At 55.8% G+C, this 24,951-nt stretch carries 13 protein-coding genes; 8 read left to right on the plus strand and 5 right to left on the minus strand.

Going from position 1 to position 24,951, the window contains the following annotated elements; genetic code table 11:
* Positions 1-12 precede the first annotated feature (12 nt).
* The gene (locus tag VAE55_RS17480; protein WP_322817003.1) at positions 13-1,254 is read right to left on the minus strand and encodes a DUF445 domain-containing protein; all 1,242 of its coding nucleotides are present in this window, start codon (positions 1,252-1,254) and stop codon (positions 13-15) included.
* Positions 1,255-1,293: 39 nt separating this feature from the next.
* Here VAE55_RS17480 and VAE55_RS17485 point away from each other — a divergent pair, with 39 nt between their 5' ends.
* Positions 1,294-2,319, plus strand: coding sequence for a mechanosensitive ion channel family protein (locus tag VAE55_RS17485; RefSeq protein WP_322817004.1), 1,026 nt, complete (start codon positions 1,294-1,296; stop codon positions 2,317-2,319).
* On the opposite strand, the gene VAE55_RS17490 is transcribed toward VAE55_RS17485, so the two are convergent.
* Genes VAE55_RS17490 through VAE55_RS17500 form a run of 3 tightly spaced genes read right to left on the minus strand, consistent with a single transcriptional unit; the run spans position 2,302 to position 4,215 of the window.
* Positions 2,302-3,249 (minus strand): CPBP family intramembrane glutamic endopeptidase, encoded by a 948-nt coding sequence (locus VAE55_RS17490; RefSeq protein ID WP_322817005.1) that lies wholly within the window; start codon positions 3,247-3,249, stop codon positions 2,302-2,304. The genes VAE55_RS17485 and VAE55_RS17490 overlap by 18 nt on opposite strands.
* A gap of 32 nt (positions 3,250-3,281) precedes the next feature.
* On the minus strand, positions 3,282-3,923 hold the full coding sequence (locus tag VAE55_RS17495; protein WP_322817006.1) for an SdpI family protein: 642 nt from the start codon (positions 3,921-3,923) through the stop codon (positions 3,282-3,284).
* Positions 3,916-4,215, minus strand: coding sequence for an autorepressor SdpR family transcription factor (locus VAE55_RS17500; protein ID WP_322817007.1), 300 nt, complete (start codon positions 4,213-4,215; stop codon positions 3,916-3,918). Before VAE55_RS17500 ends, VAE55_RS17495 begins: the two co-directional genes overlap by 8 nt.
* Positions 4,216-5,326: 1,111 nt before the next feature.
* Between VAE55_RS17500 and VAE55_RS17505 the strand changes: the two genes are divergently transcribed.
* The 6 genes from VAE55_RS17505 (at position 5,327) to VAE55_RS17530 (ending at position 18,768) form a co-directional block, all read left to right on the plus strand.
* Complete coding sequence (locus tag VAE55_RS17505) at positions 5,327-6,301, plus strand: type II CAAX endopeptidase family protein (RefSeq protein ID WP_322817008.1); 975 nt, start codon at positions 5,327-5,329, stop codon at positions 6,299-6,301.
* 854 nt (positions 6,302-7,155) lie between these two features.
* Entirely contained in the window at positions 7,156-10,845 is a 3,690-nt protein-coding gene (locus VAE55_RS17510) for a DNA-directed RNA polymerase subunit beta (protein WP_322817009.1), read from the plus strand.
* 296 nt (positions 10,846-11,141) lie between these two features.
* Positions 11,142-15,653 carry a DNA-directed RNA polymerase subunit beta' gene (gene rpoC, locus VAE55_RS17515; protein ID WP_322817010.1) on the plus strand — a complete coding sequence of 1,504 codons (4,512 nt, stop codon included), beginning with the start codon at positions 11,142-11,144 and terminating at the stop codon, positions 15,651-15,653.
* A gap of 93 nt (positions 15,654-15,746) precedes the next feature.
* Positions 15,747-17,714, plus strand: a complete 1,968-nt coding sequence (locus tag VAE55_RS17520; RefSeq protein ID WP_322817011.1) for a hypothetical protein — start codon at positions 15,747-15,749, stop codon at positions 17,712-17,714.
* An 86-nt stretch (positions 17,715-17,800) separates the two neighbouring features.
* The gene (locus VAE55_RS17525; RefSeq protein WP_322817012.1) at positions 17,801-18,079 is read left to right on the plus strand and encodes an Lrp/AsnC ligand binding domain-containing protein; all 279 of its coding nucleotides are present in this window, start codon (positions 17,801-17,803) and stop codon (positions 18,077-18,079) included.
* A gap of 158 nt (positions 18,080-18,237) precedes the next feature.
* Entirely contained in the window at positions 18,238-18,768 is a 531-nt protein-coding gene (locus VAE55_RS17530) for a single-stranded DNA-binding protein (RefSeq protein ID WP_322817013.1), read from the plus strand.
* Positions 18,769-20,001: 1,233 nt separating this feature from the next.
* Here VAE55_RS17530 and VAE55_RS17535 read toward each other — a convergent pair.
* On the minus strand, positions 20,002-22,245 hold the full coding sequence (locus VAE55_RS17535) for a 6-phosphofructokinase (protein WP_322817014.1): 2,244 nt from the start codon (positions 22,243-22,245) through the stop codon (positions 20,002-20,004).
* A 277-nt stretch (positions 22,246-22,522) separates the two neighbouring features.
* On the opposite strand from VAE55_RS17535, the gene VAE55_RS17540 reads away from it, so the two are divergent.
* Positions 22,523-24,709, plus strand: coding sequence for a heavy metal translocating P-type ATPase (locus tag VAE55_RS17540; protein ID WP_322817015.1), 2,187 nt, complete (start codon positions 22,523-22,525; stop codon positions 24,707-24,709).
* Positions 24,710-24,951 lie beyond the last annotated feature (242 nt).

The raw sequence follows: 24,951 nt of genomic DNA on the forward strand, positions 1-24,951 counted from the left end.
AGCATCGCTCACTCAGGAAAAGAGAAGAGAAACACTATAAATAATCAGGCCAACCAGGCCACCTACAATGGTACCATTAATGCGAATAAATTGCAGATCACGCCCGAATTGCAGCTCGATTTTGCGCGTTGTTACCTCCGTATCCCAGTTATTGACCGTCTGCGTAACAAATTCGCCAATCGTATGTCGGTAACGACGCACAATCACCACCACCGCTGCCTCAATCCAGGTATCTACTTTTTCACGCCATTCCGCATTGTGTTCAAGAAGATCGGCAAACCGCGTCAGTGCAGTGGCAATCGAATGACGCAACGGTGACGCAGGCGATACACTCTGGGTAAGAAGGGTTAGCTTCAGGTCACGCCAGCTTGCCTGAACCAGCTCTCGCACCATCGGGTGTGCCATGAGCTCACGCTTCAATGCTTCACCCTGCTGCTGAACCTGGGGGTCAAACTGTAAATCGACGATCCAGCGATCAATCAAGTTGGTAAACTGCTGGAAGAGCGGATGGTCCGGGGTATCACGTAATTCACGCAACAAGCGCTGCACTGCTTCCAGCAACCGTTCGTAGATACGCTGATCGACAATACGGGGCACCCACGGTGGTAGCTCACCGGCAATCCGGCGCCGGATTTCCGTTTCATTCTTAGCAATAACTTCTGCCAGCAACTGGACAAGCTGCATCAGCGCATCGCGTTGTCTACCACCGGTGAGAAAGACCCCAAGCAGACGACCGGCCAGCGATGCTGCTGGGATGCTTTCGACACGCTGATTAAGCCCTCGTGCCAGCGCCTGGCTCACGTCATCATCATCAATGACCCGCAACAGGCCACGAATTGCGTCGGCTACGACTTCTGCCACCTGATTTGAGTGTTCAGGTCGGCGTAACCAGTGCGCTATGTGAGTAACCGGATCATGATAACGAATCCGTTTGGTAATCTGATCAGGGTCAAGAAAATTATGTTCAATAAAACGACCGAAGCTAACAGCAATGCGTTCTTTGCGACGGGGAATGATCGCTGTATGTGGGATCGGCAACCCAAGTGGATGTCGGAAAAGAGCAGTAACCGCAAACCAATCGGCAAATGCGCCGACCATTGCTGCTTCGGCAAACGCCCGCACGAACGGCACCCACGGTGCGACATCACGCCAGATACTCGCCAGCACGAAGACTATACCCGCTGCTACCAGTAAACCGGTTGCAACTCGCTGCATGCGACGTAAATCGGCAATTCGCTGCTCATCGTCCATCATCTGGTTTGTACTCCTATCAAAGTTGGCTATAATACCTGTATGATTACGAACGAAATTGAACTTACCGAAACTATTACACTCATTATTGTGCTTTTGTCTGGCGGCCTCGTGCTTGATTGGCTGGTTCGTCCATCCATCAAACGCTGGGCCGACGCCCGTAACGCGATTGCGATTGAAGCTGTCGCTATCGCACTTGGAGGTCAGTTTACCTTCTGGACGCTCGTACTCTTGCTCAACCTTGTCGGCGATCAGGTTGTCTCTTCATCCTTGATCGATTCCTGGCAACCTGTCCTCAGTATCGCTACGACGCTAGCAGTTGCTGTCTTTATTGTGCGGTTAATCACCAATCTTGTCGATAGCTATCTCCGCCATCGTCAGATCGGAAACATTTCACTTATCAATAATCTGTTGCGTGGTCTGGGGGCATTAGCGATTGGTGGCACCTTGCTGGTCAGCTACGGTGTTCCGATCAGTCCTGTGCTAACCGTCATTGCCGGATCGAGTCTCGGCCTTACCCTTGCTCTCCGCGAGCCATTAGCCAACTTTTTTGCCGGGGTACAAATTATCGTCTCTAATCGGGTACGCCCCGGCGACTACATTCGGCTTGCCTCTGGCGAAGAGGGATTTGTCACCGATATTCGCTGGTCTGACACCTACATCCGGCAATTGGCGAACAACATTATCATCATTCCCAACGCCCAAATGATCACCCAGATCGTTACCAATTTTAGCCGACCTGAACCGGAACTAGCAGTCCTGGTCGACTTTGCGGTGGGACCTGATGCCGATCTGGAACACACCGAAAGAGTGGCTCTTGAGGTCGCCCGTGAGATTCTGACCACCACTACCGGTGGTGTAGCGACCTTCGAGCCACTCATTCGCTTCAACGGAGTCGATCCATCAGGAACGCGCTTTACCGTCGTCTTGCGCGGTCAAACCTTCACCGACCAGTTTCTCCTTCGCCACGAGCTGATCAAACGGCTGCGCACACGCTTGCGGGCTGAGGGTATTACGCCGCCAACTCAGGTTGTGCGGTTGTATGATGGGTTAGCGCATAGCAATTGACATCACTTGTGCGTCGCGCACTTGCTGTTCATCAGGCACATCGCTCACCGGCAACCGGCGAGCAAGAACAAGGATGGCGATGATTATCAACCACAACGGCCAACCGGTTACGCCCAGTGCTGTTGCCCAAATGGTGTCGACTGATGAGCCGGCACGGGCAAAAAGGACAACCACTCCGCCAAAGGCATTCAAGCCGGCGTGACCGATAACGGCTGGCCAGACACTCCCGGTTGCGAGTCGCGTCCAGCCGAGCAGCGTACCCACCAGCACACAAAAGACCGTCATCATCACCACACCCAACACCGGATTGGTGGGATAGTTGTAACCCAGGAGGATGATCGGGGCGTGCCACAAGCCCCAGATGACGCCACTGATGATCAGCGCCGGCCATTGACCAAGTGGCAGCAGTTGGGGTAGCAAATACCCGCGCCAGCCCCACTCTTCACCAAACACCGGAATCGCGTTTAGCAGCGGGCCAATTGCCAGCGCAACCAGCAACTGCATGATCACAATCGGCCATAGTGATACGTTAGCCAGCGCATCACCCGCGCCCGCTGTGTTCAACAACTCACGAAAGCCGGACAGCGACAGATCGAGGTCGTAGGCCCCAAGTAACGCACTGAAAAACGGCGAAATGACCATCACCAGCGCCGGCACTGTCCAGGCAAACAACCAGTACCATCCCCATCGCCGTCCCTTCCCCAACCCCAGACCGGTTGCTTCGACGATACCAACCGGTGGTGGACTGATCCAGCGTACTACAATGAGCGTCGCCAGCGATGGCGTAAACATCATCAGTAAGATGAGTGCAAACGCTAGCGGATGATTTAGACCCTGACCACTAAGCCAGAGTGGTAAACAGCAGAGCCACGCGAAGCCCATTGCTAATCCGATAAACCAGCCTATACCGCGCCAATTGAGAGTAGTCATTCACGTTTCCTTCTTCTATTCGTGGCAAATACTTAACCACTCCGTAATTGCCGCCAGACCACATACGAATACGGAATCGTTGCCAGCACCGGAACGATCACGAATAACAAGGTTGCCACGAAGAGCCACTCTTCAGGCACAACCAGACTGGACAGAGCAGCCAGACCACCACCAGCGACAAACAACCTGGCCCCAACCCGATGCGTCTTGCGCCAGACATCGGGATCGGCGAGTGTCCACGGTGTACGAATTCCGACAAAATAGTTGGGAGTTACCCGTCCCAACTCGTTACCCAACACAATGATCAAGAGTGACATTCCCAAACTGAGCAGACGCGGAATGCTGATTTGCCATCCTACAGCCACACCAATCGTAATGACCTGTAACCAGGCGAAAAACAGTATCAGACTATTCATAATCAGCGCATACGTACGGAAAAATGCCGTATACCCCCGACCGCGTGGATCGACTCGTGGCAAAACCAATGCCAGGAGAGCCGTGATGGTTGCTATGATTGGGAGTAACAACGCTACGAGCCACGGACTACCATAACCATCGACCTCACCCGCAGCATTCCAGTGGATAGGCGCCGGATCGGGAATGGACGGTAGCAAGATCAGGCCAAACCCCCACATCAGTACCACAACGATTAGCATTAACCGTAGATTACGCATGTCCGTCCTCCTTCCGCTCGACGCCGATGCGTAATAAATCCAGTAAGCTACTGAGCATCTCTTGCAAGACCGTGGCATTCAACCGATACACAATCCGCTGACCCTGTCGCTCGACAGTGACCAGATCGGCTGTTTTCAATACATTCAAATGATGAGAAACACTTGGTGCCGAGATCGCGAAATGGGCAGCAATTTCGCCGGCGGTCATATCACGCTCGTTGAGCATCCGAATGATCGCCCGTCGCGTCGGATCCGAGAGTGCCTGAAGAGTACGGGTTATCGACTGTTCCATAGACATTTAGCCAAGTTTCTAAATATCCCTGACATGAGTATACCGTACTCTATCCTCACTGTCTAGCCCTATGGACATTCATTCTTCTCTTTCAACAAGCTACACTATCGCCAGATGTTCACTCCGGAAAGCTCCACTACCTTGTGGCGGCTTACCTGTACTTTACTGCCGGTTGCGAGGCATCCGGTTATCTGAGTCAGTAGGGGGCGACGCATACGTCGCCCGATGCCGACGCTGGACGCTAGTGCCAGGAGGAGCGTCGCATGCGTTGCCGATGACAATCCACCAGCGCCTCTCCAGTGTACAGGCCGCCGATTCGCTTGCCGCCAGCAATAAAGCCCCTCCCTTTACCCTATGCATTACCCACACGTCACGCTGCGTTAGGCCGGGCTACAAGCGCTCCCCGTGGCAGCTCCCCATGGCGCAGGCTTCCAGCCTGCGTGGAGGCATCCTCTCAACCGCCGTCAGGTGCTGGCTGTGGCCGCTGGTACGCAGGCACGAACCTGGTATAACCAAAACGTTTACACACAGGTATCGCATTCATGCCGGACCGACTCGCTGATCGAAACGATCACATCCAGTTTCTCCGTGACCAGGATGAGGAACGTTGTGACACGCGCCGGATCGTGTGTACGGCTGGCGCGGCAGCATGGCTGCCGCACTCCAAACCCTGCGACACGCACATGATGTGCGAGAAAGGCAATCCATTCAGTACGCGATAGCACGGCTGGAGCTGCACGTTGCCACCGGGCCAGTCGCCCACAACATCACCCCATGGCGTTCATACCCGCTGATACGCACGTGGTTGACACCAGTTATGGGTAATGCATAGCTTCCCGGCACCAGAGCCGGTAGGGGCGACGCATGCGTCGCCCCCCTACGCCCACGCCAATCCACCGGCGACTCGCCAATGGCATACCCGATCACGCCACAGCACGAGGATCACACCTGAACAATAGTGGTATCACCTGAACGCGCGATTCGCTGGTACCACCAACATCAGGGGTAGCAAGGCCACTTCTTTTACCCGACTCGATCCCTCTTGACGACGATATATGGTTATTGTTAGAATAAATGATAACGATATTATTATTAATAACAAGGAGCGGATATGATCCCTCAGTGGCTTACGCACAACCGTCTGTACGATCTGGTGCGCAGTGGTCAACGTCTACCACCCTGGTGGGCAGTGATACTGGTTGGTTTATCCATCGCTTTTGGTTCGCAGCTTTTTGCCTTACCGATTGTCTTCATGCTTTTCCTCGCCGGTATCATACCGATAACTGAAGAGAGTGCGCTTACCCAACCGCCGCTACTATCAGGGCTTGCGTTGTCCCTTCAGTTAATGGTGGCCTTCGGGGCAATGATTCTGTTCACCTGGTTGTGGATACGCTTTTACGAGCGACGTTCTTTCACCACTCTCGGTTTCGAGCGGGGAAGAATCCTCTTTCTTTACGGTCGCGGCCTGCTCATCGGGTTGGCTGCATTCGCGGCAATTGTAGGGCTGATGGCACTGCTGGGTTACATTGCTATCGAGGATAGTGATCCTGCCCAGGTTGGGCTGGCAGCGCTCGGTGGAGTCGTGCTGGTCTTCTTCCCGGGCTGGCTGATTCAGGGCGCAGCCGAAGAAATTTTCACCCGGGGCTGGATGTTACCGACCCTCGCGGCCCGCTACCGGGTATGGGTCGGACTACTCATCTCATCGCTCTTTTTTGCCTTTATGCACGCTCTCAATCCCAACCTGAGTGTGCTGGCAATGATCAATCTGGCTCTGTACGGTCTATTTGGCGCACTCTATGCTTTGCGTGAAGAGTCGCTGTGGGGTATCTGTGCCTTTCATTCAATCTGGAACTGGGCGCAGGGCAACCTCTTCGGACTGGAAGTGAGCGGCCAGATGGTTAGCGGTGGTATGATCTTCAATCTAATCGAGACCGGTCCTGACTGGTTGACCGGCGGCGCATTCGGCCCAGAAGGCGGATTAGTCACAACGATTGTCCTGCTGCTAAGCATCACGATTATCTGGTGGTGGCCGGCAACCGGACAGCACGTCTCCTCCCAACCGGTTACAGCGGATCGGGCGCTGTAGTCGAGTAGGGCTGATGATCCCACGATATCAACTGCGCTTCATCAACAACACCTGACACCATTCTCAATAGTTCCGGCAGGAGATGGAGGAAACCTTACGGGACTCCCCCATCTTGTAATGTTACAGCGGGTACAGATCACTGGGCGAACTCTTGGGATACTAGAACTTATTTCATAAAAAGCTATACTATCGCGCTCTCATAACCATCGCCGGTGCCATCACGCGCTGGATTGGTTGCCTTGTTCGCTCATCATCCGCGTGTGGCGTCGTTTGGAGTGCGGCAGCCATGCTGCCGCGCCAGCCGTGCTCACGATCTAGCGCGTACAACGTTGTTGACCCGGCTAATCACGCGGATGCCGGGTGTGCTCGTCACGAACATAGAATTGGTCGGCAATGAATGAGATACCTTCATAGTAGATGTTTTTTGAAACAGGTTCTAACATCCTTGCCTTACTTCTAACCAGGTCTGCGTTCCCGTGCTTCAAATATCCACCTCTTCCCCACGAGCAATCGCCTTGGTGGCATTTGAACCGTTTACCACCCTTTCCCCATTGAATCGTGCTATACTACTAGCAACAGCAAAAATCCCGTGCTGATAAAAAGAGCTTGCTCTTTTCGCAAATCCGTGGTATCATTGTCTTTCGCGATCTGTATATGCGCCGTATTGATACAGCGTAATGGTGGGTAGTCCCCGTGTGGGGCACAACAAGACGTAAACAAACAACGTGCCGTGTCAGTCCGCCTGCGGCCCGCTGATGGGTAGCGCTGCAGGTTGGCTATTTATGTTTTTTGATCCTTAATCGCCACGCAAAGTCGTGTGCTGAACCGTAAGCGTGATACAGAGAGAGGTGCGTATGCCCCCGTTGATTGAGAGCGTGGTTCTTCAGCCATTGATCGCCCCGATCGACCCGGGCGCCGATGGGCGTCGGTCGCGCCGGATTGAACGCCGCTCCTTCGCCCGGATCAAGGATGCTATCGATCTGCCGTTACTGATTGAAACTCAGCTCAAGAGTTTTGAGTGGTTCAAGCGAGAGGGGCTGCGCGAACTCTTTGATGAGATTTCGCCTATCACCGACTTTACCGGCAAAAATCTTGAACTCCACTTCCGCGATTATACCTTTGGTGAGCCACGCTACGATGAGTTCGAGTGTCGTGAACGCGATTTGACCTACGCCGCTCCGCTGCGCGTGCGGGTTGAATTGCGTATCCTGACCACCGGTGAGATTAAAGAGTCGGAGATCTTTCTTGGTGATTTCCCGATCATGACCGATAACGGTACCTTTGTCTACAATGGTGCTGAACGAGTCGTGGTCTCACAGTTGATCCGCTCTCCCGGCGTCTATTTCAAAGATGAGAAGGAACCAACCAGTGGTCGCTCGCTTCACACTGCCAAGCTGATCCCCAATCGTGGTGCCTGGCTCGAATTTGAGACCAATAAGCGCGATGTGATCAGCGTTAAGGTGGATCGCAAGCGTAAGATTCCCGTGACCATCCTGCTGCGTGCAATTACCGCCTGGATTGCCGAGGAGAAGGAGAATGGGAATGGACGCTGGGTGCCGGATAATGAACTCGATAAGTTCGGTCACAATGACCAGATTATCGAGTTGTTCCGCCACATTGATACAGTACCAGAGCACCCATACATCCATGCCACGCTCGATAAAGACCCTTCGCGCAATGCCAAGGAAGCTTTGCTCGAATTGTACAAGCGGCTCCGTCCCGGCGATCCGCCTACGCTTGAGAATGCCCGCTCGCTGATCGAGTCACTGCTCTTCAGCCCGCGCCGCTACGATCTGGCAAAGGTGGGGCGCTACAAGCTGAATAAGAATCTCTGGGAACGTGATGTCCGTCGCGATGGTGCCAAAGCACCCGATTTGAGTGTGCGGGTGTTGTTGCCACGTGACATCTTCCGCATTGTCGAGCAGCTCATTCTGCTTAACAATGGTCATGGGCGGCCCGATGATATTGACCATCTCGGCAACCGGCGCGTGCGCACGGTCGGTGAACTGATCCAACAGCAGTTCCGGGTTGGTTTGCTGCGCCTTGAGCGTGTTGTCAAGGAACGCATGTCGTTGCAAGACCCGGCAAGTGCAACGCCGAATGGTCTGATCAATATTCGCCCGGTCGTTGCGGCAATGCGCGAATTCTTCGGTGGCTCGCAGTTGAGCCAGTTTATGGATCAGACCAATCCGCTCGCCGAGTTGACCAACAAGCGCCGTTTGTCGGCACTTGGCCCCGGCGGTCTCTCGCGTGATCGGGCCGGTTTTGAAGTGCGCGACGTGCACCACTCGCACTATGGCCGCATCTGTCCGGTTGAGACACCGGAAGGTCCGAACATCGGTCTGATCGGCACGATGTCTACCTTCGCCCGCGTCAACGAGATGGGCTTTCTCGAAACACCGTACCGCAAGGTGTACAACAGTGTAGATAATGTCCAGGTCTGGAAGGAAAAGGGCATTCTGCTGCGCGACGTGCGTGATCTGCGCACCGGCGACCTGATTGCCGCCAAGGGCACCCGGGTGAACGATGAGATCGCTCGCCAGATTACGATTGGCCTGCTGCGCGGTCAGATTCTGCGTGAAGACATCGTCGATCCCGATACTGATGAGCTGATTGCCGAGGCAGGTACCGAGATCAACCGTGCGCTGGCCGAACGGATTGTTGAGCTGCCGATCAAGCATATCAAGATCCGCCCGGTTGTTTCGCAAGAGGTCGATTACCTGAGTGCCGATGAAGAAGACCGTTTCGTCATCGTGCAGGCGAATGCGCCTCTCGACCAGCATAACCGCTTCCTCGATACGATTGTCTCGTGCCGCTTTGGTGAAGACTTCGTGAGTGAGCGGGTTGAGCGGGTCGATTATATGGACGTGTCGCCAAAACAGGTGGTGAGTGTCTCGACATCGCTGATCCCCTTCCTCGAGCACGATGACGCCAACCGTGCGCTGATGGGTTCAAACATGCAGCGGCAGGCTGTGCCCTTGCTCCGCCCCGATGCCCCAATCGTCGGTACCGGGATGGAGTATCGTGCGGCTCGCGATAGCGGTCAGGTTATTGTGGCCCGGCGCGATGGTGTTGTCGTGAGCACAACCAGCGAACGGATTGTGATTGAGGAAGACGACGGAAATCAAACTGAGTATCGTCTGCGCAAGTTTATGCGCAGCAACCAGGACACCTGTATCAATCAGCGGCCAGCGGTTGTTCGTGGGCAACGGGTGAAAGCTGGTGATGTCATTGCCGATAGCTCGAGCACCGATCAGGGTGAGCTGGCTCTTGGTCAGAACGTTCTGGTCGCCTACATGCCCTGGGAAGGCGGTAACTTCGAGGACGCGATCCTGGTCAGCGAGCGGCTGGTTCGCGAAGACATCTTCACCTCGATCCATATCGAGAAGTATGAGGTTGAAGCCCGTGATACCAAGCTCGGCCCCGAAGAGATTACCCGCGATATTCCCAACGTTGGTCAGGAGAGTCTGCGTAATCTCGATGAACGCGGCATTATCTACATCGGCGCCGAGGTTCAACCCAACGATATTCTGGTCGGTAAAATCACCCCGAAGGGCGAAACCGATCTGACCGCCGAAGAGCGTCTGCTGCGCGCTATCTTTGGTGAGAAGGCCCGTGAAGTAAAAGATAGCTCGCTGCGCGTGCCAAACGGGGTGCGCGGTAAGGTGATTGACGTTAAGGTCTTCTCGCGAAGTGAAGGCGCCGAATTGCCGGTTGGCGTCAATCAGACGGTGCGCGTGCTCCTGTGTCAGAAGCGGAAGATTAGCGCCGGTGACAAGATGGCCGGTCGCCACGGCAATAAGGGTGTTGTGTCACGGGTATTGCCTATCGAGGATATGCCCTTCCTCCCCGACGGACGACCGGTAGACATTATTCTTAACCCGATCGGTGTGCCGTCACGTATGAATATCGGTCAGATCCTCGAAACGCACCTGGGTTGGGCCGCTGCTCGCCTTGGCTTCCGCGTGGCAACTCCCGTCTTCGATGGTGCCCACGAGGATCAGATCAAAGACCTGCTCGTGCAGGCCGGATTGCCCGCCGACGGTAAGGTGACGCTCTACGACGGGCGGACTGGCGAGAGGTTCGATAACCCGGTGACGGTGGGCTATGCCTATATGCTCAAGCTGGCTCACCTGGTCGAAGACAAGATTCACGCCCGTTCAACCGGTCCCTACAGCCTGGTTACCCAGCAGCCGCTGGGTGGGAAGGCCCAATTCGGTGGTCAGCGCTTCGGTGAAATGGAGGTCTGGGCACTCGAAGCATACGGTGCAGCCTACACGTTGCAAGAGATGTTGACGGTGAAGTCCGACGATGTTGTCGGTCGGGTCAAGACCTACGAAGCCATTGTGAAGGGTGAACCAATCCAGGAGGCAGGTGTTCCCGAGAGCTTCAAGGTGCTGATTAAGGAATTGCAGAGCCTTGGCCTGAGCGTCGAAGTGTTGAGCGCCGACGAGAAGCCGGTTGAGCTGAGCGATGATCTCGACAGCGACATCGGTGCTCTCGAAGGAATTAACCTGAGTGGTATGGAACGCGGCGAGTTCTAGCATCGCTCGCTTTGACCCGTTGGCACAGGCTTCCTCTCGTTCCGATCAAGAGAACGGGGAATCTGGTACACGAAGGGCCGGTATTCAGGCTGTATGACAATTCGATCTGACGGTTGATACGTACCTGGTACCCGGCCCTTCACCGAACAAATGTCTGTTTGGTGAATGGCTTTTCTCACCGAACGACAGGCGCATAGACGACGGCAGCTAACTCAGTTGTGCGCTCATGTGGTTGATTGAACCACAAGAAGCGTCTGGAGACTGGCGGAATTCTCCCGCTACAGGAGTAAGCCCACATGCTGGAAATTAACGACTTCAACGCCATTCGGATTAGCCTCGCCTCACCCGAAGACATCCGATCGTGGTCGCACGGCGAAGTCACGAAGCCTGAAACTATCAACTATCGCACGCTCAAACCTGAACGTGATGGTTTGTTCTGCGAACGCATTTTCGGCCCAACCAAGGACTGGGAATGCTTCTGTGGTAAGTACAAACGTGTGCGCTACAAAGGTGTGGTCTGCGACAAATGTGGTGTCGAAGTCACTCGCTCGAAGGTACGCCGCGAGCGTATGGGCCACATCAATCTGGCCTCACCGGTCAGCCATATCTGGTTCGTCAAAGGAACGCCGTCACGGCTTGGTCTTTTACTCGACATCTCGCCACGCAACCTTGAGCGCGTGCTGTACTTCGCTTCGTACATCATTGTCGAAGTGAAAGAAGATATGCTCCAGGTTGCCCGTGAGATGATCCAGGAAGAGTATGCCGCTCGTCGCCAGAAGATACAAAAGCAGGCTGAGGAGAAGCGCATCGAGCTAAGTACTCAGTTGACGCAAGACCTTGGCGGGATGGAGACAGCCCAACGGAGCACCCAGCGCCAGATTGAAGAAGAGTATCGCCGTCTGCGTGATGAGATCGCCAGCGAGGCCGAACAACTGCGTGAGCGGTTAGAGGAACTCAGTGGTACGCTGGCCGATGAGGATATTCTCTTCCGTGGCGTCACCGTCGTTGAAGAGGGTGAACCGATCAACGAAAACACCCTTGACCAGCTCGACGAGCTGGTTGAGCAGGAGCTTGAGGTGCTCGAAGAGCGGCGCCGTCGCGATCTGGCCGATGCTGAGTTGCTCACCGATGCCGAGCGTGAGCGCAAAGCCTACGAGGCGACCCAGGAGCAAGAGCGACTGCAAGAGCGATTCCAGCGCGAGCTCGATCATCTCATGCGCGAGGAGAAGGAGAAGCTCGAACAACTTGACACGCTCAAAGTTGGACGGATTATCACCGAAACTGAGTATCGCCAGTTGCGCGACATCGCTCCCGGTGTCTTCCGCGCCGATATGGGTGCTGGCGCGGTGCGGGAATTGATCGAAAAGACGGTCAATCTCGACAAACTGGCCGAAGAACTGCAGGCCGAGATTCAGTCTTCGCAGGGACAACGGCGGAAGAAGGCTACCAAGCGTCTGCGCGTGGTGGAGGCGTTCCGCAAGAGTGGTAATCGTCCCGAATGGATGATCCTTACCGTGCTGCCGGTGATTCCGCCCGATCTGCGCCCGATGGTGCAGCTTGACGGTGGCCGCTTTGCGACCAGCGACCTGAACGATCTCTATCGCCGGGTGATCAACCGGAATAACCGCTTGAAGCGCCTGATTGAACTCAACGCGCCGGAAATCATCGTGCGCAACGAGAAGCGCATGCTGCAAGAGGCGGTTGATGCGCTGATTGATAATGGTCGTCGCGGTCGGGCCGTGAGCGGTAAAGGCAAGCACCGCCTGAAGAGCCTGAGCGATATGCTCAAGGGTAAGCAGGGTCGCTTCCGCCAGAACCTGCTCGGTAAGCGCGTTGACTATTCGGGCCGCTCGGTGATCGTGGTTGGGCCGAACCTGCAACTACACCAGTGCGGTCTGCCCAAGAAGATGGCGCTTGAGCTGTTTAAGCCCTTTGTGATGCGCCGCCTTGTCGAGCGTGGTGTAGCTCATAATATCAAGAACGCCAAGCGCGCTGTCGAGCGTGTGCGTCCCGAGGTGTGGGACGCCCTCGAAGAGGTGATTAAAGACTATCTGGTGCTGCTCAATCGTGCACCATCGCTACACCGGCTCTCAATTCAAGCGTTCGAGGCCAAACTGATCGAAGGATCGGCCATTCAGCTCCATCCGCTCGTCTGTGCTGCCTTCAACGCTGACTTCGACGGTGACCAGATGGCGGTACACGTACCGCTGTCGCGTAAAGCTCAGGAAGAGGCGCGCACGCGGATGCTGAGCAAGTATAACCTGCTTAGCCCGGCCCACGGTGAACCGATCATCACCCCCTCGCAAGACATCGTGTTAGGGTGCTACTACCTGACCATGGTGCGTGACGGTGCAAAAGGATCGGGAAAGCGCTTCGCCTCAATTGACGAAGCGATGCTGGCTTACGAGAAGCATCTCCTCGACATCCAGGCCCCGATCTGGATTCGGATGAACGGTACCCTGTCGGGTAAGAGTGACCGTCCGGTGCGCGAACTACCCCCAGCTACTGATGGTACGCCTCGCATGCTGATCGAAACGACGATTGGGCGTATTTTGTTTAATAATGAATTGCAGCCGCCATTACGTTTCCGCAACCGCCTGATCGATAAGAAAGGGCTGAAAGAGATCATCGCCGATTGCTATCAGTACTACACCAATCTGCGCAATCTAAGTGAGGATCAGCTCGATGAAGCACGGGCTTCCCACGGCAACAAGCATGTGCAGGAATTGGCCCGTATCTACGGCTCGGAGATGACCGCCCAGCAGGCCGACCGCATCAAGGCGCTCGGTTTCCGCTATGCTACATTGGGCGGTATGACGATTGGTATCGAAGATATTGAAGTACCGGCCAAAAAATACGATATCGTTCGTGAAGCCGAGCAGTCGGTGGCCGATGTTGAAAAGCAGTTCCGTCGCGGTCTGATTACCGAAGAGGAACGGTATCAAGAGGTTGTGCGCATCTGGCAAGAGGCTACCAAGCAGACTATTCAAGCGGTCAAGGAAAACCTCAATCCTTTCGGTCCGGTGGCGATGATGTCTACATCCGGCGCTCGTGGTAACATCAATCAGATCTCGCAGATGGCCGGTATGCGTGGCCTGATGTCAGACCCGACCGGTCGGATTATCGAGCTGCCGATTAAAGCCAACTTCCGCGAAGGTCTCTCGGTACTCGACTACTTCGTCTCGACCCACGGTGGCCGCAAAGGTCTGGCTGACACCGCACTCCGTACCGCTGACGCCGGTTATCTGACCCGCCGATTGGTTGATGTGGCCCAGGATGTCATCATCACCATCGAAGACTGTGGTACCGAAGAGGGGTTGTGGCTACATGGTGCCGATGACGATGAGCTGATGGAGAAGCTCCAGGTACGCATGTTGGGTCGTATCCTGGCCGCGCCGATCTATCACAAAGAGACTGGTGAACTGATCGCCGACCGCAACACCGAGATCGACGAAGAGCTGGCTGCTGCTATTCTGGCCAGCGGTCAGGAGTCGGTCTTCGTTCGCTCACCGCTCAGTTGTCAGGCCGAACACGGACTCTGCCGGCTGTGCTACGGGCGCAACCTGGCAACCGGCAAGCTGGTCGAGATCGGCGAAGCAGTTGGAATTATTGCTGCCCAGTCGATTGGTGAGCCGGGTACCCAGCTTACGCTGCGCACCTTCCACACCGGTGGTGTTGCGTCAGCCGACGACATCACGCAGGGTCTGCCGCGTGTGCAGGAGATTTTCGAGGCCAGAGTACCGAAAGGCAAAGCACTCTTGGCCGAGATTGACGGTGTCGTCCAGATTGTGCGTGACGAAGAGGGTGTCCGTATCATTCGCATCGTCTCAACCGATGTTTACACCGATGAGTACCCGCTTGGTCGCGGCTTCAGCCCAACCATCAACCACGAGAGCGAGGTGTATGAAGGGCAGGTTATCGCCGAAGGGCCGGGTGGTGCTCAGATCGTAACCCGTCTGACTGGCAAAGCCTTCATTCAAGGCGACCGGATCATCGTCAGTCAGGAAGATCACCAGGAACGCGAACTGGTGGTACCGCACAATGCCCGCATTCGGGTCGAAAACGGTGAGCGGGTGATGGCCGGTCAGCAACTAACCGACGGTAGTGCGAATCCGCAAGAGCTGCTCGAACTGCAAGGCCGCGAGGCGGTACAGCGTTATCTGGTCAATGAAGCGCAAAAGGTCTACCGCTCACAAGGCGTTAACATCAACGACAAACACATTGAGGTCATTGTACGGCAGATGTTGCGCCGGGTACGGATTGAAGACCCAGGCGATACCGGTCTCTTACCGGGTGAGCTGATCGATAGCGCCGAGTTCCGTCGTCTCAACAACGACATTGTCAGCCAGGGTGGTGATCCGGCAACTGCGGCGACGGTGCTGCTCGGTATCACCAAAGCATCGCTCAACACCGACAGCTTCCTGGCTGCCGCCTCCTTCCAGGAGACAACGCGAGTGCTGACCGATGCCGCCATTCAGGGTAAGGTTGACTACCTGCGTGGTCTGAAGGAAAATGTCGTTATCGGGAAACTCATTCCTGCCGGTACCGGGATCGAGAAGCGGATCGAACGTCCGCACGAGGATCTGATCGGCGAGATGGCTCACATGCTCGAAGAATCGCAGCAGGCGGAAGAAGCCCCCGCCGAGACCCGGCGAGCGACACCATTGCCGATGCCAAATGGGAACAAAGCCCCAGAAAGCGACAACGAGGCACTCTTACGGGCACGACTGGAAGAGTTGCTGAGTGGTGATGGTGACAACGATCAGAGTGATGCTGAGGAAGAAGATAACGACTTGCCGGCATTCTAGCTCTGGTTGACAGGTAATGGCAAAGCTGCGAAGTGCATTTCGCGCTTCGCGGCTTTGTCCATGAGAGCGACTTGAAAAGCATCTGATGCTCATATGAAAGCACTACGCGACACCATCCAACAGTGGCTCGCTCAGGAATGGCAGGCTCTGCGTGCGCCAATCCTCTGGATGGGAATAGGCGTGATCATTATCGTTGCCACCATCTCTGCCCAGTTGCCTCATCAACACGTGATTGATGTTGGGCTGGAAGAAGGTATTGGTAACGCTGATCTGCCATTCTTACGCGATTTTAACACTGCTGAAGAGAGTGCTTTTGGTAACTTTCGCTGGAGTGGAGGTGAATCGAAGGTTATCTTGCCCACTTTTGGTAACCGGCCAACTCTGATCGAATTACGCTGGCTGCCATTGAGCGAGTCGATTAGCGCACAGGCACCAACCGGAGTTGAGGTCTGGAGCAATCAACAACTCATAGCTGAATTACCGGTCAGTGTGGTTGGCAGCCGGCAATGGTTATACATACCGGCAGCCAGTGATGGTCACCTGTACCTGCGGCTGGTAAGTGATGTGTTTCAGCCAGCGCAAGATCCTCGTCAACTCGGTCTGCCGCTCGAACGGATCGTGATTGCGATAGTTCCTGGCGGCTGGGTCTGGCCGGTGTTACCGCCACTCTTGTGGTGGCTGGGGGCAATAGTACTGGGCTGGCTCATCCTGCACCGCACCCTGCCACAATGGGCCGGATATGGATTAGCGGTAGGGGTCGGTTTGGTTAGCCTTGCGCTTATCCTCGATCCGGCACGGTGGGCGTTCGGCGCAGAAGCGGCCTTTATCGCATTGGCCCTCACCTATCCGTTAACCCTGGCAGTACATGCCGGGCTGCGTGCACTTGCCATCGGCGAGGCCGGGTTGTCACTCAGTGCTATCGTAGCAATTGCCTTTGCAACCCGGATCGGCGGACGCTTCTACCCGGCCAGCATGCCCGGCGATATTGGTTTCCACACTAATCGTTTTCACGAAGCGTTGGGTGGGTTTATCACGATCATTTCAAAGAATCGGGGCATTGATTTTCCATATCCACCAGGTCCGTATCTCTTGCTGGCACCAGCTCGCGCATTGGGTCTTGAAACTCCGCTCCTCTTACAAATTGGGGCAGCCCTGGCAGATAGCCTAAGTGCAATCCTGATCTACCTGATTGCCCGTCGTGTCTTACCTTCTCGACCGGCGGTATTGGTAGCCGCAATTTATGTATTTACCGCCGCAACATATCTCACCACCTGGTGGTCTTTTGACACTCATATTATTACCCAAAGCCTCTACCTGCTCCTCATCTGGGGGATTATTCGAGCATGGGATGAGTGGCAGGTCGGTCAATACTACCGTGAATGGACATTAGGTCTGGCAGCATTGAGTGCGATGGTCTTTCTCGGTCATTTTGGATTTTTGATTAGTAGCGGTGCCTTGCTAGGAATGCTCCTAAGTATCGTCTGGTCGGCTGGCTGGTTGGGCGCACCATGGGCACAGCGAATTTGCCGTCCACTAACGATAGCTATCGCTGGAGGAGCAATCTTCGCAATTGTCTTCTTCTACAGCGCTTACCTTCCGATGTTCTTTGCCCAACTGGAAACAGCGCGCAGCGGCGGCTTAACTGCCGTTGCCGGACGACCACCAATTAGTCGAGCTGCTCTCTGGAACACCCTCTGGCAGGCCGGTCTGATAGCCCACTATGGATTCTTCCCGATCCCGTTTGCAATAGGTGGCCTCTGGCTCTTGTATCGACGGCAGGGCTGGCAAATTACAACAGGACTGATGGGGCTGAGTTTCGTTGTTGCGCTCATCTTCGCAATTCTACCCTTTATCACCCAAATCTCCAACAGTCCTCGCTACCTGATGGCTCTTGGTTGGGCGGTAGCAACGGGCTGCGCTGCTGCTTGCGATGACCTCTGGCGTCGGGGGTGGGCAGGACGGCTCAGCGTGCTCGGTGCCGGCTTGCTGGTGATGCTAAACACACTCTGGTACTGGTTAACACCCATGCTTTGGCGTGTCCGACCACCTGAACCTTTTTAAGCCAGCATCGATGACAGCAGCATGACGGATAGAATCTGGTATCATTACCTTACCTGTCCTCGAATTCGTCATTCAGGAGTACGCTCATGGTCACTGCTTTCGTATTCATCACCTGTGAACCACAACGAATCAGCGATATTGCCCAGGAAGTCGCCGAACTTCCCAACGTTGCCGAAGTCTACTCCGTCACCGGTGACTACGACATCATCGCGGTGCTGCGGGTCAACGCTTACGAATCGCTTGATGAAGCTGTCCCCAGTGGTATCGCCCGTATTCCTGGTGTGCGCCACACCACAACCGTGCTCGCGTTCCGCCGCTACTCACGGCGTGACCTTGAAGCCGGTTTCGATATTGGCCTGTCGTAACAACATCACAAATCTGTCACATGATTGCAATGCTATGCTCTTGACGATGCGACAGAGCATATGTTATAATTCGCACAATAGTTCGAGATCGTGCGGGAAAGCTCTCGCTCGGTTCGGTACAGTTGGGACGAAAACACACGAGTAACGAGGAGGGTATCATGGCGAAGGATTTGAACAAGGTTCAATTGACAGGTCATCTTGGTGCTGATCCTGAGATGCGTTACACCGCACAGGGAAGCGCAGTTACCACATTCCGGGTGGCGAGCAACCGCACGTGGCGCGATAAGGACGGAAATACACACGAAGAGACCGAGTGGTTCCGCGTCGTTGCATGGGATAAGCTCGGTGAAATCTGCAATCAATACCTCACCAAAGGTACCCGTGTTTACGTCGAGGGTCGCCTTCAGACCCGCAAGTGGACGGATCGCGATGGGCAGGATCGCTACACGACTGAGGTGATCGCCCAGGATATGATCATTCTCTCACCCAAAGGTGAGCGTGGGCCAATACCTGATGCTGAACCGGCCTACGACGAGCCAATGGACGAGCCGGTGCGGCGGACACCGCCACCGGTATCACCCACACCTTCACGTCCGGCAACCAGTGCTCCTTCTACCCGACCACCGGTTAGCCGTGCCCCTGCTCGCAATCAGCCGCAACCTATCGAAGACGAAGATATTCCCTTCTAATACCGATTTCTGGCTCATACAATGTCTGAACGCCCTCACCCCCTGCCCCTCTCCCGCACTGCGGGAGAGGGGGATCAGAGGGCTGCGCTGGCGCTTTCCGCTGGGACAAAACATGGGCAAACGCCAATGCTTCAGCATCACCGCAGCGCGGAGCTTGGTGGGCTGCCCCACGCCTTCCGGTGGGGATCAGTTGTATTACCTTATTTCCTGCCTGTCCCTGAAGCATCACAGCAACGGGGAGATTAGAGGGCTGCGCTGGCGCTTTCCGCTGGGACAAAACATGGGCAAACGCCGATGCTTCAGCATCACCGCAGCGCGGAGCTTGGTGGACTGCCCTGACGCTTCCCGGTGGGGGTAGAAGTGGTTCTAGCTTAGACTTTAGTCTGTCTTTGAACTCGCCGGGACGGACGAACATCTCCACCCCGGCCCGCCTCGATTTAGGGGTGGACAGAATATATGATCTCACGCAACTTCTGATGCATTGGAATGCCCCGGCGCACGGCTCTGGTCTCACCTCTCTTGCGCACGGAAGAGGGGCAGGGGGTGAGGGCCAAACAGTGCATCCCAACACCATGAAGCCCCTTGACGCTCAAGTGTTCTGTCCGCCCTTGAACCAGCTGGGGCGGGTGTGAGCGGCTCAGGGTGGGTCAACAGGGTGTACGATTCCGAGCGGTGGACGAGCTAGTGGCTCACGCTCGCAGAGGATACCGGCACTTACGCAACGCAGTGTAGCGCCAGAATGACGTTGGATAGCGTGTTATCACTTCCATATAAACGAGATTTGATCTAACTTTTACGCCCAGAAGTGCAGTATTTCGGGGGTGTTACCGTGCTGAACAGCTACCGGCAAGTTTCTGTTGGGTCGTCACAGGTGCGGAATGCTAGTTCAGCATATTTGCGATCAGAGGCAGTGCTGGCATGATATGTCTCTGCTCTCAGAGTTTGGATAATTTGGCATAACCTGATGGGGCGTTACAAGGTAGGGTACAGTGTGACGTCCCCTACCACAGCAATCACGCCAGCTCTTGTGCAGCGATGTGCATCATTCCGGGGGTGTTCCCGTGCTGAGCAGTCACCGGGTGCGCTACCGGCAAGCCCCTACCGGGTCGGTGCAGGTGTAGAGCGCTGTTTCAGTATCAGACTCAGGTTCGACATCAGGCTCGTTTTCGGATCGTGTGCCATGCCTTCTATGACATCAGATATTTCATCATTGCCAGGCCAGCGCACCTGGTATTATTTCCCGCTCTCAAAGGTAGGTGATGGCGGCGTCGTAAGCAAATCGGTCATTTGCCGCAAAGACATCCACCACTGCTCACGCGGACGGGCATGCACCGGATCCATCAGACGTGGCATATCGTCGAGCTGATGAATCTGGACTTTACCGCCCCGATAGCCAATGAACGCCCCGATTGGTTCGCGACGGTCAGCGTGCTCGACCAGGAACTCGATACAGCGCACGGCCAGACGGGTAGCCTGAATGCGGTCGAACGGCGAAGGATCACCGCCCTGCTGTAAATGACCGAGAATCGCCTGCCGTACCTCGAATAGCTTACCACCCTCTTCTTCAAACAGCGAACAGATGAACGAGGTGGTGTAGATCGGATTCGCTTTTTCATTGCGAATGATCAAGCTCAGACGCTTACCAGCGCGAAACCAGTACATCATCTCGTCGAGATCGGTTTGCAATGTGCGCAGACTGATGCCTTCTTCGGGAAGGTAGACTCGCTCGGCGCCGGTTGCTAATCCGCTCATTAAAGCCAGATAGCCACAATCGCGCCCCATGACTTCGACAATGAAACAGCGTCGCGAAGCCACTGCCGACTGCTTGATACGGTCAATGGCATGAACGATACTATTGAGCGCTGTATCGGCACCCAGACTCAGCTCAGAACCGGGAAGATTGTTGTCAATCGTTGCCGGTAAGCAGATCATGGGGATGTTGAATGCCGGGAAGATGTGGCGCTCACTGTACAACTTGTAGATTGCCTGATACCCGGCCAAACCGCCGATCATCAATATACCGTCAATTCCGAAGCGCTCGATGTTACGGGCAATCTGATATAGCTCACTGCCTTGCGGCACCTTGCGGTTGGTGCCCAGCTCAGCACCACCCATCGTTGCCCAACCGCTTACGCTCATCCAATCCATCTCGTGGATGTCGCCATCGATTAGTCCCTGAAACCCATTGCGCACACCGAGCATCGTATGGCCACGGTCAATGCCGATTCGGATCGCCGCCCGGGCCGCCGTATTCATCCCCGGTGCCGGGCCGCCACTGTGCAGCACTGCGAAGCGATGCCCACGCTGCAATCGATCAGGTGGCGAGGGCTGCGACTGAATGAGGATGCCGAGGGTACGGTACGCCTCTACGAAGCTATTACCACGCATTGCCAGCGCACGTTCGTAGTCATGCTGTGCAATCGCTTCGGCAACCTGATGGGTATCGCGGACACAGGTCATCAGTGGTAAACGCACAACCCGATTCTCACGCAACCCAATCAGTTTCGGTTCGGCATTGGGGTCAGCTTCCAGTAACTCTTCAACTGCCGTTGCCCCCAATAACGAACTCATCCAGCGATCAAATGCGCTAGGAGCGCCACCACGCTGCACGTGGCCGAGGATAGTCACTCTGGTATCTTCACCCAGACGCTCTTCCAAAACTTTCTTGATATACGAAGCCGTGATTGGTTTCCCGTTGCGATCACACGCCCCTTCGGCTACTACCACAATGCTGTCGCGCCTTCCCTGCTCGCGTCCGATCCGCAGCACATCGCACATATGCTGCTCCCAATCGTCCATTTGGGGTGGCATTTCGGGGATAAATGCCCAGTCGGCACCACCGGCAATCGCCCCCATCAGCGCCAGGTAGCCACAATTCCGCCCCATCACCTCGATGACAAAGGTACGCTGATGACTGGCCGCCGTCGAGCTGATCGCATCAATTGCCTCGGTAATGCGATGTAGCGCCGTGTCGGCACCGATGGTCATATCGGTGCCGCAAAAGTCATTGTCAATACTGCCTACAATCCCAGCAATGAGGAGATTGGGATGGGCGGCTGCCTGCTCGCTGCTGATCTCACCCGCTGCGACCAGTTCGGCCAGTAGTTCTGTCCATTCACGACGAAAGAGGTCGGCACCGGTGAGGCTGCCATCACCACCGATCACGACCAGACGGTCGATCCCGTGGGCCAAGAGATTCGCTGCTGCGCGGCGTCGGCCCTCGCGGGTGCGGAATGCCGCGCTGCGCGCCGTACCGATGATCGTACCGCCACGCTGGATAATGCCGCCAACGGAACTCCAATCCATGCGCCGGATCAATTTTCCACCTTCGATCAGACCCTGATAGCCTTCGTAGATCGCAAAGACTTCACAGCCACGACTGATACCGGTGCGTACCACAGCCCGTACCGCGGCGTTCATACCCGGCGCATCGCCACCACTGGTTAAGACTCCAATTCGGATGGTTGGATTTGTCATTGTATTCCTCGCCCTCTTGGCGGATAGCGATATGGTTGCATACGCAAGTATATCACAGGAGCGCGGGGTGAAGGATGCGCAGAGTCTCCACGCCGGACGACGGGTAAAACTCGTGCGCCTTATTGAGATTATGTATTGAATACAACAATATTTTCATTGCTGAAAAGAACCGGTAAGACATGGTTTCATTTTCATGCATTCCCCTTGACTCGGCGACAAAATGGCGTAAAGTGAAGTCGTAGGCTGAACGTTTTTGTCCTGCTGAGGAATTTCAACTATGAACAAACAGCAGTTTACGATTAGCGGGATGGATTGCCCGGATTGTGCGCGGAAGATTGAACGGGGCGTCGCACGATTGCCGGGTGTGACGACGTGCGAGCTGCATTTTACCACTGCCCGCTTGTATGTAGCCGGTGATGTAGACCCGGCGACAGTGATTGCGCGGGTACGAGATTTGGGGTACGACATTCAGGCCGAGGCCAGCTCCGGCGATGAGTTACCTCCGACGTTTTTACGTTTTATGCTCAGCCGCCGGGAGACACAACTGGCTTTGATCGGTCTGGTGCTGGTATTGCCGGGAATGGTGCTTCACGAGGTGCTCGGTTGGGATGCATTGTGGATAGAGGTGCTATCGCTGCTGGCGCTGGTACTGGTAGGGCCGGGCATTGCTCATCGGGCCTGGCGAACACTCCGTACCAACCGTGAGCTGGGGATTGATGCGCTGATGACCATCGCTGCCATCGGAGCGGTGGTGATTGGCGCCTATGTTGAAGCCGGGCTGGTACTGGTGCTCTACGCTATTGGCGACGCGCTTGAAGGGTACACGGCCAATCGTGCCCGCCACGCTATTCGTCGTCTGCTAGAGCTGACACCACCGACCGCCACACGGCTGACATCCGGCGGTGAGCAGGTGGTACCGGTTGCCGATTTGCAGGTCGGTGACCGGATTCTGATCCGGCCCGGTGAACGGATACCGGTTGACGGCACGATTGTTGCCGGTAGTTCGCTGGTGAATCAGGCGCCGATCACCGGCGAGAGTCGGCTGGTTGAGCGCGATGTGGGGGATACGCTCTTTGCAGGGACGATGAATGGCGAAGGTAGTATTGAGCTGCGTGTTGATCGCCCCGCCGCCGAGAGTGCGGTTGCCCGGATGATCCATCTGGTGCAGGAGGCGCAGGAGCGCCGGGCATCGGTGCAACGGTTCATCGACCGCTTCGCCCGCATTTATACGCCGCTGGTCACCGCGCTGGCAGCGCTGGTTGCAATCGTACCGCCACTCGTGTTCGGGCAACCGTTCTGGAATCCCGATCCCGATACGTTTGACTGGCTCTACCGTGGTCTGGCACTGCTGGTCGTTGCCTGTCCGTGTGCGTTGGTCATCAGTACGCCGGTCAGTATTGTGAGTGCGCTAAGCACAGCGGCCCGGTATGGGGTGCTGATTAAAGGTGGCGCATACCTTGAGACGCTGGCACGGGTACAGACGATTGCACTCGATAAGACCGGTACACTTACGACCGGTAAACCAACCGTGGTCGGTCTGCGAGCCGTTGGTTGTCCAGCAGGCGAGGCGACTCCGGTCGGGCATTGCCGTACCTGCGATGAACTGCTTACTATTGCCGGAGCGGTTGAGTGCCGTTCTGAACATCCCCTTGCCCACGCGATTGTCGGTGCGGCAGTCAATCGCGGCCTTACCCTACCACCAGCCGAGCAGGTACGGGCGTTGACCGGAAAAGGCGTGGTGGGGGTGGTCAATGGTGACGAAGTCTTGATCGGCAGTCATCGGGTCTTTGATCAGGCGTTGAGTCACGATGAATGGCATTGTCTCGCGGCGAAACGCGATAGTCAGCTCGGCTACACGCCCCTGATGGTCGGTGTTGGTGGTCAGTATCGCGGCACGATCACCGTTGCCGATACGGTACGGGCCGAGAGCCGAAGTGCGGTGGCAGCACTCCGTGATCAGGGCTTACGCATCGTTATGCTCACCGGTGATGAGCCGGCGACCGCCGAACGGATTGCCGGCGAGATCGGGGTGTCTGAGGTGCGCGCCGGTCTGTTGCCCGAAACCAAGGCTCAGGTGGTCAGTGCATTAGGTCAGTCTGGTGGTGCCGTTGCAATGGTCGGCGACGGGATCAATGATGCGCCGGCCCTGGCAACCGCTGATGTCGGGATTGCGATGGGGGTGCAGGCCGGGGGCACGACGCAGGCTATGGAGACTGCCGATATTACGCTGCTCGGTGGTGATTTGCGGCAGTTGCCGTTTGCAGTAGCACTTAGCCGGCAGACTATGCGCACGATCACGGCAAATGTTGTCTTTAGTATCGGGATCAAGCTGATCTTTATCGTTCTGGTGCTGGCCGGTCTTTGTACGATGTGGATGGCCGTTTTGGCTGATGTGGGAGCATCGCTACTAGTCACGCTGAATGGCATGCGCTTGTTGGGTTTTCGGGCACGGTTGCCGCAGTAATATCAAATATTGATGGCCATCGATGTCGCGGGTTGGTGCAGGGGAGCGGTACGCCGCTGAACGACGGTACGGTGGGTCGGCGTAGGGGGTGAGCGCACCGGAGGCGTGCGCACCGGAGGCGTGCGATCCCAGTGCGTGCGTATTGCAGTAACGCCCCCACCCTCACCCGCCCCCGCTGGGCTATGCATTACCCACAACTGGTGTTAACCACGTGCGTATCAGCGGGGATGATCGCTATGGGT

Origin of the sequence: Chloroflexus sp., from assembly GCF_034432675.1 — a bacterium.
Lineage (GTDB): Bacteria > Chloroflexota > Chloroflexia > Chloroflexales > Chloroflexaceae > Chloroflexus.